The sequence below is a fragment of the Anaerorhabdus sp. genome (genome assembly GCF_036637135.1).
GTDB lineage: Bacteria > Bacillota_I > Bacilli_A > Erysipelotrichales > Erysipelotrichaceae > Anaerorhabdus.
Genome location: NZ_JAVWNC010000001.1, coordinates 77,166 through 91,558 on the forward strand (window position 1 = coordinate 77,166; position 14,393 = coordinate 91,558).

Annotated in this window: 10 protein-coding genes; all 10 read right to left on the minus strand. The window is 30.5% G+C overall.

What is annotated here, in order from left to right; genetic code table 11:
* Nucleotides 1-82: 82 nt before the first annotated feature.
* Nucleotides 83-766 (minus strand): Crp/Fnr family transcriptional regulator, encoded by a 684-nt coding sequence (locus RR643_RS00345; RefSeq protein ID WP_332469345.1) that lies wholly within the window; start codon nt 764-766, stop codon nt 83-85.
* Between the two features lie 114 nt (nt 767-880).
* On the minus strand, nt 881-1,264 hold the full coding sequence (locus RR643_RS00350; RefSeq protein WP_332481991.1) for a VOC family protein: 384 nt from the start codon (nt 1,262-1,264) through the stop codon (nt 881-883).
* A gap of 68 nt (nt 1,265-1,332) precedes the next feature.
* Nucleotides 1,333-2,802 carry a helix-turn-helix transcriptional regulator gene (locus RR643_RS00355; RefSeq protein ID WP_332481992.1) on the minus strand — a complete coding sequence of 490 codons (1,470 nt, stop codon included), beginning with the start codon at nt 2,800-2,802 and terminating at the stop codon, nt 1,333-1,335.
* A 175-nt stretch (nt 2,803-2,977) separates the two neighbouring features.
* Nucleotides 2,978-3,565: a Crp/Fnr family transcriptional regulator gene (locus RR643_RS00360; protein ID WP_332469348.1), complete on the minus strand. Its 588-nt coding sequence runs from the start codon at nt 3,563-3,565 to the stop codon at nt 2,978-2,980.
* Between the two features lie 183 nt (nt 3,566-3,748).
* Nucleotides 3,749-6,271 carry a bifunctional diguanylate cyclase/phosphodiesterase gene (locus tag RR643_RS00365; RefSeq protein ID WP_332481993.1) on the minus strand — a complete coding sequence of 841 codons (2,523 nt, stop codon included), beginning with the start codon at nt 6,269-6,271 and terminating at the stop codon, nt 3,749-3,751.
* Nucleotides 6,272-6,472: 201 nt separating this feature from the next.
* The gene (locus RR643_RS00370) at nt 6,473-8,392 is read right to left on the minus strand and encodes an EAL domain-containing protein (protein WP_332481994.1); all 1,920 of its coding nucleotides are present in this window, start codon (nt 8,390-8,392) and stop codon (nt 6,473-6,475) included.
* 132 nt (nt 8,393-8,524) lie between these two features.
* Nucleotides 8,525-12,145 carry an EAL domain-containing protein gene (locus RR643_RS00375; RefSeq protein ID WP_332481995.1) on the minus strand — a complete coding sequence of 1,207 codons (3,621 nt, stop codon included), beginning with the start codon at nt 12,143-12,145 and terminating at the stop codon, nt 8,525-8,527.
* Nucleotides 12,146-12,767: 622 nt separating this feature from the next.
* Nucleotides 12,768-13,484, minus strand: a complete 717-nt coding sequence (locus RR643_RS00380; protein ID WP_332481996.1) for a hypothetical protein — start codon at nt 13,482-13,484, stop codon at nt 12,768-12,770.
* Between the two features lie 181 nt (nt 13,485-13,665).
* Entirely contained in the window at nt 13,666-14,031 is a 366-nt protein-coding gene (gene rhuM, locus RR643_RS00385) for a RhuM family protein (RefSeq protein WP_332481997.1), read from the minus strand.
* An 18-nt stretch (nt 14,032-14,049) separates the two neighbouring features.
* Nucleotides 14,050-14,393: type II toxin-antitoxin system death-on-curing family toxin (locus tag RR643_RS00390; RefSeq protein ID WP_332481998.1), on the minus strand; the 344-nt coding region annotated here is incomplete at its 5' end.

A 14,393-nucleotide genomic window follows, 5' to 3' on the forward strand; every position in this document is an offset into this window, starting at 1 on the left:
TTATCACCACTACTATGTATTGTCAAGTACTGTTTAATACCAATTATTAAATGTTTTATAATAGTAAAAGGTAGCCTCTTAGCTACCTTCCATTGATTAAATCTTTTAGTCTTTGTTTATTCGTAATGAGTATTCCACCTCGATTTAGTTCAACTATACCTTCTTTTTCAAAGTATTTGAGCATTCTACTCACTACTTCTCTAGCACTACCAATGTACTTTGCAATCGTCTCGTGTGTTACTTCAATACAGGTTGATTTACTTCGATTCATTTCATCTAGCAAGTAAATGGCAACACGTTTATCCATACTCATAAATAATACTTGTTGCATTGCCCACATCACATCACTGAAACGCTCCGTGGTTACTTTATAAACATAATTTTCTAAATAGACATTCTCATCCATTAAACTCGAGAATGTCGCTGTATCAATTAATACGGCTGTCACATTGGTTTCTGTTTCTATAAACACATCAAAACTGATTGAAGAAAGAATACACGAAGCAGAAAGGATACATACATCACCTTTACTTAATCGATAAAGAGTTACCTCTCTACCCTCTTCAGATAACATATAAACTCTTAAGTCACCCTCTTCAATAATCAAAACTCCCACACAATCATCACCTTCACCATGAATTGTTTGATGCGCTTTATACCCCACTTCCATAGAATTTGAAAGTAATGTATCTTTTTGATCTTTGTTTAAGTGAATCCAAGCAGGAATACTTTGTTCAATAACACTTTGTAATTGTTTTTGTTCCATGTATTTTCACCTTTCATCTTACATTTATTATACTGATAAGTTGAAGATAATGCATTCATTTAGATTATTGAAAAGGAAGTAATCATCTTACTCCCTTATATTTCATCATAGTTTTTAAATTTCATATGAGCTAAACTCAAGTAAATTACCATCAGGATCGCGAAGATAAATAGAAACCATATCTCCTTTAACACCACTTCGAGGAACAATACCTTCTTCAATTGAGATTCCTTGATTTTGCAGATGTTGTTTAAACATTTCAATATCAATAGAAAGTTCAAAACATAAATCAGCACTTCCATGCATTACATTTAATGCATGAGGTTCAAGTTCTTTACCTAAGAAATGAACATTAATTTTGAAATCTCCCGCAAACATCTCACCACGATTTACATATTTCTTTATATCAAACCCAAGTTTCTCATAAAAATCAAAACACAAAGATGCATTACGTGTTGTAATAACATAATGGTCTAACTTCTTTATCATTTCCTTCATAATTGCCTCCAAAATTTAATATTCTTATCAATATCATATCATTTTGCTAAATGACAATGTTATTAATATTAAACTATTCCGTTTTTCTTTGCCGCTTTAGCTGCTTGCCTACGATTCTTAACACCAAGTTTTCTGAATATGTTACTTACATGAAACTTTACTGTTCTCGTTGTTATATCTAAATAAGTACCTATCTCTTCATTTGATCTTTCTACACATAACAACCGCAACACATCCATTTCCGTCGCTGTAAGTGTTGTTGTTTTATATAACTTTGGTTTTAAATAGTCAGGATAGAATAGTCCAAAAGTGCGACTCATTTGCATAAGTTTAATCACTGTATTATCCTCAATGACTGCACACGCATAATCTCTTAGCAATAAATAAATTCGACTACCTTCATTCGCAATAATTCGATAGAATTTATACTTACGACACAATTCTAATGCTTCCGTTAAATATTGAAATGCTTGTTTTTCATTTTTCTCATTATAATATGACATCGCTAATATCGTATATAACTCACACAATTCTGCATGTCGTTCTAATTGTAGAAGTCCATGTAACATTCTACCTGCTAAATTCACTAGTAACATATGCTTACCATATAGCAAATAAACCCTAAGTTTAATGAAGTATTGAAACCGATCTAAGTTACAATACTCTCCGCTTTCATCTGGAGCATGATTCTTACCCCATTCCTTAATTAGCGGATAATTACAATCTAACATCGCTGCCCACACTCGAATTGCATTTATATTCGGTATTAAATAAAATGCATCTAATTCATTCAACTTATTTTTCATTTTATCAATCATGCAATAAACTGAATCCAACTGTCCTGTTACTATCAAAATACAGTATCTTAAATATAACGCAACAAATAGTAACTCTGGATTCTTCATTCTTTCTAGTCGTGGTATTAGATTTGATAGTAAAGATAAAGATTCAGCTATTTTATTTTCTTGATATAGAGCCTCTGCTTTTGCTAACTCAAAAATCATACAACCTTCTCTTTGATAAAGTTTCTCTGCCATCATCTTTAGTGGTTTCTTAGCTGTAAATAAATGTGATGCATATTTATAATTATCCCTTGCACCATTCAATAAACTTGGACGATTTAAAGTTATTGTTGGTTTTAATTTATATTCATTTTGTTTTTCTAAAACTTCGAGTAACAACTTGTATTTATTAAATAAATCCGTTGTTGATCGATGTGCTAATTCAATATCCATACAACGCAAATAGTTTTCTATTTCTTCATACTTATCACTATTTGCTCGATATAAAATTTGTAACCTTTTCAAACGAGCAATATATTCATCAGCTTTATTATAGTCATCTGATAACTCCTCCACAATTGCACAAGCTGAGCATATCATCGGTGATTTCTCAATAATTTGTATTGGTAAATTTCTTAGTAGCTCTCGTTGATTCCATATCTTATAGCGCCCTACATCACTTTTCAACTGTGATTCAAGATATAACGCTGTTTCTTTTTCCATGTTTTCATTCTCTACTGCCTTGTCTTTATTCAAAAATCTACACACCTCCAATTCCACTTTTCTTTCCTTATTTTAATGCTATATAATTATATCCAATTTTATATTCTTTTCCTACTGTACCAAAGTACAGTAACATCTTTGTATCTTTTATTACCCTCTTGATTTCTATACTTCCTTAATTTTATCAAAAGAAAACGATGATAATTTATCACCGTTCTACAATATTCATAATCCCCTCTTCATCTAACTCCAGAATACCTTCATCGATTAGACTATATATTTCTTTAGACAATGCAGGACGACTCACACCTAGATATTCAGCTAGTTCATATCGTTTAAGATAAACTACATCTTTGATCTTAATTACTTCTAGTATTTTTTCTCTTAAGCTGTTTTTCATCAACACTTGTAATTTGCGAGACAAGATGTATGCTTTCTCAGCAAGGAATTTATACATTCGGTCAGTAAGAACTTTTTCACTGAGGAATACTTCTTTTGGTATCAGTAATACTTTAACTTTTGTAATTGCAATCGAGTAGTATGGGTAATCTAGATCCATAAATAAATATACTTCTCCAAAGCAATCATTTTTCTCATTGACAATCGTTAAGATATTTCTCTTACCATCAACTGAGTCATCACAAACATAAACAGTACCTTCCAGCAAAACAAATAGAAATTCCGGATTACTACCTTTGCTGAAGATAATATCGTGTTTGTCATATTCAATGATTGTTGATTTTGAAATAATCCTTTGTAAATCCACTTGATTCAAATCATCAAATATTTTATTCACTTAAATCACTCCTCACTAATATAGTAATTAAATATTTACCGTAATACTACCCCCTAGCCTCATTTTCTTTAATTTCAATCCTAATTTGTTTTATGAAATATTTTTCATTTTCACCAATTTAGTTATTCATTCTCAAATACCGTCTTTCATAAAATGAAAAGTTGAAGCGAATTTGCTTCAACTTCAACTTAAATTTAAACTACTATAAGGTGTCGGCGTACTGAAATAATAGCCTTGTGAGTACTGTATATTATGTTTAAGCACTTCATCTTGAATTGAATTGTCCTCAACAAATTCCGCAATAACTTTTACTTCCAGCTGTTTTCCTAGGAATACGATATTTTCCAATACTTTCTTGCACAAATCATCTTTCATGATATTTCGTACTATACTTCCATCTATTTTAATGTAATCCGGAGCCATTTGCGCAATCGCCATGAAGTTAGAATATCCAATTCCAAAATCATCAATCGCAATCTTTACACCAAACTTTCTCACATCCGTTAAGAATTTCTTAAGTATTTCCATATCTTTAAAGCTTTCATCTTCCAATATTTCAAATACAAAGTTATTACAATTCTTCATTCGTGATAACTTATCTATAATATAACTACTTACTGACTGATATGAAATATCGTAAACGGATAAGTTAATTGAAATCTCAAACGAACTTCCTTCAAATAGATCAAATACCTTCTCGATCATTCTCTTACTTAAACGTGAATATAAATGATACTTCTTCGCTATTTCCATAAATTGATAAGGAAGATATATTTTACCATCGACATCTTCAATTCTCATCAATGCTTCATACTTATTGATACATTGATGTTCGTTATCATAGATACCTTGGAAATATGGAATAATCGTATCTGAAAGAATTGCATAGTTTAACACATTTAAAATATTCTCTTCATCTTCCAATGATTCTTTTGATTTGAACTCAATTTGACTATAATCAACATAATGAGTTTGTAAACTTTGGCATTCCTTCAGTGCTAGAATACCTGATTCAAGTAATCCTTTTTCACTATTCACGATAATAAAACGATTAATTAATAATTCCTTGATATCTTCAAAACGTATCGTTTGGAAGTTTTCATACATCAAGTCAACATGTCTAATGAATGTCTCTTTTGGTACAAGCGATCCTCCCGCAAGAAATAAAGTAGAATCGTTTAAAATATAATACTTAATTTGATCATTAGCTTCGACTGCGATTAAAAATTCTTTTATTTTCTTTGCAGCTATCCTTAACAAATCATGATATTTTTCTTGTCCAAGACGTGATACCAACAAATCAAAGTTTTCAATTTGAACTAAGCACATCTTATCAAAATTAATTTCTTTTTTATCATTTGTATACTTCAATGTATTTCCTAAACCTGTGATTGAATCCAAATATAACTGTTGTTTCGATTTTTCTTGTTGAACAAGTAGTTTATCTAAAAGCTTTTGATTTTCTTTTGTCATCGCCAAACTTTGCTTCTTCAATACAAAGTTAACTAATTTATCATCATCAGTATGAACACGATATAAATCATTAAACACTGAAAAATCAGGATATATGTAGTGTTCTCGATCTGCAATTCCAAAATACACGCAAGTACCATTAAATAATTCATTACAATCAAAATTCCAACCAATTTCACCCAACATGAATGCACCGCAAATGTTTGCATTTTCAAATGGCTTCAATTCCCATTCAGCACAATTCTCCAAATAAAGTCTTCTAAAAACACATGAATAGCAAAATAAATTCTCTACTGGTTGTTTTGAAATACGCAAACATATTTCATGGCATTCCTTGACACAGCGTGTTGGACTAACATATCCAACTCTAAATTTTGTATTTGCAGGTAATTTCATTTGATACAGTGATAATAAATCATTTTGTGCATCATAATGAAGAAAACGACTTACTCCATGATGTCCTTCTAAAATTAAAGGGAACTTTGCTAGTTCATCATTTTCAGCTATTTGTTGCCAATCATGATATTCCTCTAACTTTTCAATACCAAATTGCTCAAAACACCAATCCGTTGCATTAACATCTTCAATTTTCTTTAGATAACAACCGTCAACTTCATCTATAGAATAGACACCACTGATTGGTTCATGTGAAATATTTGCATCACTAAAAATATTTAATTTATCATTGCTGTAACCAGCATATACAATTGCAGTATCTATGATTTGACTCGATTCAAATACAAATGGTATATCGCCATCTGATAAATCACCACCAGCTATACCACCAGTAAGTCGAATATTAGGTAACTCTTCATTGAAAACATCAATACATTCCGCAATATCTACCCATTGTGCCCCACAAAAGAAATGCATTGCTTTAACTGTTTGATTATTGAGTTGTTCTTTCAATTCTTGAACAACTTGTTTTGCTGTTTTATTTCTATAGTCAATGATTCCACTGACAAGTTTTGTATCATTAAATTGTTCAATAACAATTAAGTTTTTATCATTGTATTGTTTACCATGAAACATAACACCGCTTGTACTACATCCCACCACTCTTGAGCAAGGTAAAATTGATGAAATTTCATCCAAAATAACAGATGTCTTGTTTTTCTCTAAATTAGAAACATAAACACGTACTAAGCTAGGTAAGTTTTTATCTATTTTTGAATCATCTAGCTGACATTTAAATTGTGTTTTGTTTTCATATAACAATTGTAGACTCAACATTGTTGCTCCTCCTTATACAAAATGCGATTTATTCCATGTGATTTCGATCTCATCGCTGAATCCATCGATTATATGTCTGTAGACGCAGTAATCCCATAAATACATTGTATCATTTATAAATAAAAAATAGCAAAACTATTTCTAATTTTACTATTTTAGGTAATCTAAATTACAATCCACAATTCAATATTTTCCTCTTGCTTATACAACCGACATTTGTTTTTGAATATATTCAATAAATAATTGACCAGATAAAGGTTTCGAATAATAGAATCCTTGTATGTAATCACATCCCATATCTTGTAGTAATCGAACTTGTTCTTGTGTTTCAACACCTTCTGCAACAACATACATGTTCATTTTTTTCAACATTTCAATTGTATTTTCTATCGCAATTTGTGTTTTAACATTACTTAGTTTTGCTACTACTTCGCGATCAAGTTTAACGATATGAAATGGCAACTCAATCAAGGAAATCATACTCGAATATCCAGTACCATAATCATCCAACGAAAACTGGAATCCTTTAGCATGTAGCGTAGTCATTAATTTTGATAAAAGCTCTGGAGATTCAGCCGCAACTGTTTCCGTTATCTCGAAGTTAATCCAATTGGGATTAATATCATATTCACTCAATATTTTTTGCATGATCTCACTAAAATCTTTTTGCATACATTGGGCAACCGAAAGATTAATCTCTACAAATTCAATGCCTTTTTCATTTAGTTTATTTTCAAGATAAAATTCACATACTTTTCTTAATACAATTATTCCAACTTGAATAATTAAACCATTGCGTTCAATGATTGGGATGAACTCTGCAGGAGAAATAGAACCAAGTTTCTCATCATGAAGCCGAATAAGTGCTTCAGCAGAGTGATAATTCTTCTTATCTAATGAATAGATAGGTTGGAAATGCACCTCAAATGAATCATTTAACAACGCTCTATCCACCGCTTTTTCAATTTCATCAATTCTTTTTGAATCAGCCATTTCTATTTGGCTTGCATATGTAATTTCTTTACTCTCATCGATGTGCTTATCAAATTTATCAATTAATTGCAATAAACTGTCAATATCATTAACATCTGAAGGGCAATTGATTATGCAAAAGTTTGAAGCGAAGTTGATCTTCATTTCTTCTCCATCAATTTCCTTATTAAAAATGTTTTGTAAATCCGAAATTATATAATCACTGCTGTAACGTGAAGGCAATAGAACCGCAAACCGTCCTCCACCTAGATAGAATGCTCTATTTTGATTTTCAAAATAATTATCCAAACTACTACCAATTTCTTTTAAAAATTTCTTCATTTTCGTTCTACCAAAAACACGTTTAAAGTAGCGATATCCACGAATACGTATAGCAATAATTACGTACTCTTCCTTCTTATCATTATATATATTAATACACGAAATAAATGCATTTCGATTCAGTAATCCTGTACTACTACGTATCTCCTCACTCCCCTGTATTGTCATAAATATAAGGAATAAACAGATTGCAACACCGAACATCGTTACAAACAAATGAGGCATATACATTTGTATGATAATTGGTAATGTTATAAAGACAACAAATAAGCATAGTGCTACAGATTTTTCAGTTCCTAACACTCGACGATGTTTTATGATCTCTTTTACGCCAAACATCAAATAATAGAATGCGATTAAGTTTAATATAGCCACTGCATAATTACGGTCGAAATTTTGTATCTCACTGTTATAACTAAACAGCCAACCGGTATTAAAATTCGCTAAAATAATAAACAAAATCATGACAATAGGTCCAAAGAAAGTATATTTTCTTGATCCTTCAAATAACTTTCCCTCTACTCCAGTCAAAGAAAAGATGTATAACACATATAGAATAGGTAAAGCATCAATTAGTAAGAAATAAATATATAGAATTATTTGATGGATATCCATTGGAAATAATCCCGATGAACTTGACATACCTGCGTCTAAAATATCGGTAATGGTAGCAAACAAACTTACCCATAGGATAGCAGAAAATACTTTATTCTGTGTATTTGGAATCCATTTTTTATAATAAAAGATGAATAGAAGCGCTAGTAAGAAAAATAATGCAGCAATATCAAAATCGATGTTGTATATCATAAACTCTCCCCAGTGTTCTGAAGTGAACATTGCTATTCTATCATGATACCTTTAAGTTTCAATAGTTTTGTAATATAAATGACCAAAAACAAAAGAGAAAGTCATCCTTTCTCTTCATTGCAGTATATTCTTTTATTTTTTGTATTGCGAAATATCAGTACAACAAATTAATACAGCCTCTTGATTGTTACTCCATTTCAATTTTGATGCTGCTGAATTTACCCATGTATCAAGTATTTCAGAGTATATTTCTGTTGTCGAGAAGTGAATTGTGTCCGTTAATTTTTTCACCGGGCAATTTTCACAAGGTCTATCCAAACCAAATGCCATGCTGTAACAAGTACTATCGCCTTTCATACTTAATTTTTTAACAGCATTATTCATATATAATATTTTGTGTGTTTTAGGATCAATAACATAAACATAACCGTTTAAATTATCCAACATCTCCATGTAATTGCGCGATTGCGCTTCTAATTCTTTACTCGTTGAGAATTTAATTAAGAATACGGTAAGAATTCTTGAAATATATCCGAGTATCGCAATTTCTTCACCTGACCAATTGTGATAGGAATACATATCATAACCAATGAATCCCAACATCTTTCCCTCATCATAAATGGCACAGTGTAACAACGCTTTGATACCTCTTGGTTCACAAATATCTCTTACCTCTTTGATTGTATTCCTCATATCAGGACAACAATACACACCTTCTTTTGTATAAAGGTTCAAATATTCTCCTAACTCATTGTAATTTAGGTTTTGTAAACTCATCATTTCTGAAGTTATACCTGGGGCACACCATTCATGCGTATTACTTACTTGTGTCCCTTCCTCATCTTCATTTTGGAAAATATAAACACGATCTACTTTGAATCGTTTACCAAGTTGTTCCAAAATCATTTGTACTGAAGCATTAATATCTTTTGTTTCATATAACATTTCAAAGATTTCAAAAGGAAAATCATCTTTAAAATAAGCATCTAAGAAACTTTCTGACCAGTCCACTGGAGTCCCTACATTACGTAATGAACCTGTCATATGTTCTTGATAAACTGTGAATTGATCTTTACCATTACGTTTTGACTCATACAACGCAATATCTGCAACATGATATAATTCTTCAAAATTCTTTCCATGCTCTGGATAAGAAGCAATACCTACACTACCACTGATATTATATTTTGATGCTGACCCATAATAAGTCAAACGAATACTTTGGATGAGTAGTTCTGCTTTTTGTATCGCAACAGACTGGTCAACATTTTTTACGAAAGCTGCAAACTCATCCCCACCAATTCGTCCAATAATACTGTTTTTAGGGAAGAAAGCCTCAATTTTCGAACAAAATTCTCTTAATACATTATCGCCTAATTGATGCCCCAAGTTATCATTAATACCTTTAAAATCATCTATATCCATAATAAAGATTGTTCCTTTAGAGTTTGGATTCATCCGTATGAATTCATCAATTTGATGATGTGTTTCTTCTTTATTCAATAATTCAGTTAGTGAATCTCTTTGTGATTTAAATGTTAACGCATCTATTTCACGTTTCAACTTCGTAATATTAGAGAATACTCCAACGGCTCTTACAACTTTCCCTTTATCATCGGATATAGCCGTAGATCGACTACTTAACCAAATATAATTACCATTAATATCGATAAATCTAAATTGAGAGATAGATTCATGATTTTGTTTATATGTTTTCTTGATCCATGATTCAAATGCATCCAAATCATCTGGATGCAAATTCTTTCTTATCATTTGATTTGTCGTTACATTTTCCAATATTGGATCATATCCAAATTGTTCTGCGTATTTACTGGAAAAGTAAATTGTATCTTCTTCAAAGTCCCAATCAAACATGATGTCGTCACTTTGTTCAACAACAGCTCGATATCTTTCCTCTGATAAACGCAACTCCTCACGAATACTTCTTTCCCTCTCAACTGTTTTTTCCAATTCATTTATCTTGGATTCTAAAGATTGTTTTAACTTTTCGGTTCTTTCTAATTCTTCGGTTACATCTTGGAATGCATAAATACCAATTGGTCTTCTTCGATCATCCATAACACAAGATAGTCTTCCTTGTAAGACAATTGTTTTTCCATCCTTACGGATAGCCCTTGTCTGAAATTGTATTGGTTTTCCAGTTTTGACCAATTCTTCCGCATTCTTTTGCACTAATTCCGCATCATTTGGATGGGTAAACGCTATAATACTATTCTTAAAAATTTCTCTAAATTCTTTACGAGTATATCCCAAATATTCCAATGCTTTATCATTTATGTATTGAATCGTCGCATCTCCATCAAGATAACCTTTCATCAACCCCATATCAATGTTCTTACCCAGTGTAAATAACTCCCAATTATCCATTTGGAATTCTTTGGGTATTTCGTAATTATCTTGAGTGGTTGTTTCATTTAATTGTTGATCAATACATTTTTGCAAATCATCCACCAGATTTCCTTCTTTAATATATTTTATGAAATCTAATGTTTTCATGGGCTTAGCATAAAAGAACCCTTGTCCAAAGTCACAACTCAATTTACGTAAGAAATCTACTTGTTCTTGTGTTTCTATTCCTTCCATTACTGAAAGCATACGAAGTGATTTAATTAATTCAACTGTCTTTGAAATAATTAACTTACCTTTATCTGTATCTGACGACGAATTTAAAAACCCTTTATCGATCTTAATAATATCAATCGGTAATTCTTTTAAACAATTTAGAGATGAATATGCACTACCAAAGTCATCTAAAGATACTTTGAATCCCAACAACTTTAAATCAGTAACTATTTCAATAAGTCGTTCAAATTTTTCCACCGATAGACTTTCAGTAAATTCAATTTCTATTAAACTCGTTGCAACACCCATATCATTTACAATTTTAAATATATCTTCAACTAATGTATCATTAGTTAAATGAGATTTTGAGAAATTAATTGAAATAGGTATAGGTTTTATTCCCATTTCTTCACTTGCTTTTATAAATTTACTTGCTTCGCGTAACATGAAGAAATCAAGTTGGCATATCAATCCATTTTGTTCCATAATTGGTACAAACCGATCAGGAACTAGCATTCCATATTTCGCACTATTCCATCTAGCCAAAGCTTCAGCACCTACAATTTGATTATTGCGTATCAATATTTTGGGTTGTAAGTACATTTCAAATTCATTATTTTCAAAAGCTGCATCAACTGATAGTGTAACAACTTTTTGCCATTCTAATTCAGCCTTCATTTTTTCATCATAATATCTAAAGTTACTATTAATCGAATTTTTGGCTTTTTTACGTGCATAATTGGCTTTATCAAGTAACGCTGATAATGGAGCAACATAATTAACTTCAATTATTCCACCACTTGCAGTCAAATTATAATGCGAAGGTAAAATATCAACCAATAAGGTTGACCAATTTGTAAGTTTATCGAAACTTTTTTTCGCCAACTCATATGTAGTAAAATTTAGTGAAAACGCATAAACATCTGAATGTATCCTGGTAAATAGTTCGCCTTCACTTAAACATTTTGAAAAGTGATTTGTTAAACAACTTAAAACTGCATCCCCTACATCATATCCCAATAAGTCATTAATATAGCTAAAATGATCTAAGTCTAGTGTAGCAACGCTAAATGGTTTTCCCTCTTTTACAGAACTTTCTATTTTATCTTTCACTATTGAATTAAATTCTTCAACTGAAACATAAAACGAATTGCCTAAGCCTTCGTTCATGATACCCCTCCCAATGAAATATGATAAATTAGGTAGATTGATAATCTTCAATCTGATATTTTATTAATTTGATTATATCCTTTTGTTAGATATTGTTCAATCTATTCAGTTTTTTTGTAATTCGGTTCATAATATTATAGAAATTGAAGACTATATAGACAACCTTCTATACTTATTTAAGTACCGATTACCAATACTATACTACTAGTGACATTTCCAATAACGATTAATAAAGAAGGAATGCCTCCTTAGTGTTTCGATGAAGTTTGATAGTAATGTTTACATTCCTCACATTATTTATCCTCGTTGTAAGCACTAAATATCGTTACTTCAAGAATTCTTCCAAGTTTAAATAAATTTATTCGAATTGAAATCATAATTTTGGTTTTCTCTTCCTTTATAGAACTTTTTTTAAAGAAGATAAAAAGACGAAGTATATATATGAACTTCGTCAATAAAATTCCCTAATTTTTATTCAATCTTTATTTCTATAGTTTTAATTTCGTTCTATCAGGTGAATTAACATATCGCTTAATTATAGTAACTTAAACATAAAATAACTGCAGAGTTATATTCTTTACATGAAATGGTCTTAATATTAATTGAGAGTAGTTTAATTCAATTATCGGAATCCATTGTCAATTTGTTCTTGTATTAACTTGATATATTTTTCGCTTGTTATATTTTCATCAAACATATAATTATTGTCCATATATTCATTTATCACTTTATAGAACTTATTTCTCACATTTTCATCGAACAATACCCAAGACTCGCAAAGTCTTTCTCCTGTTTCTTTATCAAACAAATTATTACATTCAGATTTTTGTTGTGAAAATGTAGAATGTATATCACTTAAAACAGACTCTTGCCAAGAAGATGTGATTATACCAGTAAAATCCTCTTCTACTCTAGAACAGTCTGTAGATTTATCAAATCCTGTATCCAAATAATACTTACATGTTCCTTCTTGATACCATTGATTTTCTCCCCAATAAAAAACGGCTGGTACAACTGTCCCATCAAGATAACTACCTATCGAAATTAGTTCTTTCTTATTGAAGTTATAGTAATATTTGTACTCCGTATCCCAGTCCTCAGGTTTCATTGTGATTTCAAATACATTGTCTTCAACTTCCTTAATAGGATCAAAATTTCTTGAAGAAAAATATTGAATCGGATCAACCATAATTTCATAATTTATTTCAAATGTCTGCTTTTCATTTTCTGTAGTTGAAGGAATTTGTGTTACATTAATGTCATTAATTACTTCTTTCTCACTACATCCAACAAGAAAAAATAGTAAACATACAATCGATGAAATGATTACTTTTTTCATACAAACCCCTCGCTTAACTTCTTATAAATTCTACTTAAATCTTAATAAGTATTCTAACGAGAGTCAATCTAATATTTATTTTTCGAATCATTAATAGGAAATTTAATCTCTTTTAACAAATTAGAACAGATAATAAAAATTATATAATAGCAGTTTTGTAAATTTCTAAATCCATATGATTTTATAGTAAGTCCTTGATTTTATTGTTATATACAACTCTTTTTAATGTATATTCTTTAAGAATTTTAGTTACCCATTGCCTAAATTTAACTCCTTTGATTGAGTTAATTCTATATCCGACGGAAATGATTACTTGCAAATTATAAACTTTTATATTGTATTTTTTCCCGTCTTGGGCAGTTACCGAGGATTCCTCGGTAACTGCTTCACTATTATTAGTTTCTCTTCTTTCATTATTTTTCCTATGCCTATTTTTTATTAGTAAAAACGCAGAATTTCCTAATATAATTATAAAAAACAAAAAACCTGTGTATCTAGCACAGGTTCGTTCAATTAATATAGAGCACTTAATGGGTTCTGAAGTCATACATTTAGACTCATCCCTTTATAACTTAATCAATTCTTTTGAAAACGCTATTACATTTTCTCTTTCTTCAGGTTTAGATGATGCAATCAGTACAGTTAGTGTTGCCAGTGTCGTATTATTAATCCTTTGTCTATTATTCACAATCAATTGTCTATTCTTCATTAAGAAGTAAATAAAGATAGTTGCAGCTATTCTCTTATTTCCATCATAAAAACTATGGTTTTTTGTAATGAAGTAGAGTAAATTAACTGCCTTATCTTCTAACGTCGGATAAAGTTCAATTCCTCCATAACTTTGATAGATTTGGTTTATACTTGATTGAAATGATTCATCTCTTTCTTTTCCAAATAAGTCTCCTCGAG

What these genes read in the sequence shown, in the direction of transcription:
- RR643_RS00350 (WP_332481991.1), bottom strand. Translation starts at nt 1,264, where the DNA reads ATGAAGGAAATGATAAAGAAGTTAGACCATTATGTTATTACAACACGT.
- RR643_RS00380 (WP_332481996.1), bottom strand. Translation starts at nt 13,484, where the DNA reads ATGAAAAAAGTAATCATTTCATCGATTGTATGTTTACTATTTTTTCTT.
- RR643_RS00365 (WP_332481993.1), bottom strand. Translation starts at nt 6,271, where the DNA reads ATGTTGAGTCTACAATTGTTATATGAAAACAAAACACAATTTAAATGT.
- rhuM (WP_332481997.1), bottom strand. Translation starts at nt 14,031, where the DNA reads ATGACTTCAGAACCCATTAAGTGCTCTATATTAATTGAACGAACCTGT.
- RR643_RS00370 (WP_332481994.1), bottom strand. Translation starts at nt 8,392, where the DNA reads ATGATATACAACATCGATTTTGATATTGCTGCATTATTTTTCTTACTA.
- RR643_RS00375 (WP_332481995.1), bottom strand. Translation starts at nt 12,145, where the DNA reads ATGAACGAAGGCTTAGGCAATTCGTTTTATGTTTCAGTTGAAGAATTT.
- RR643_RS00345 (WP_332469345.1), bottom strand. Translation starts at nt 766, where the DNA reads ATGGAACAAAAACAATTACAAAGTGTTATTGAACAAAGTATTCCTGCT.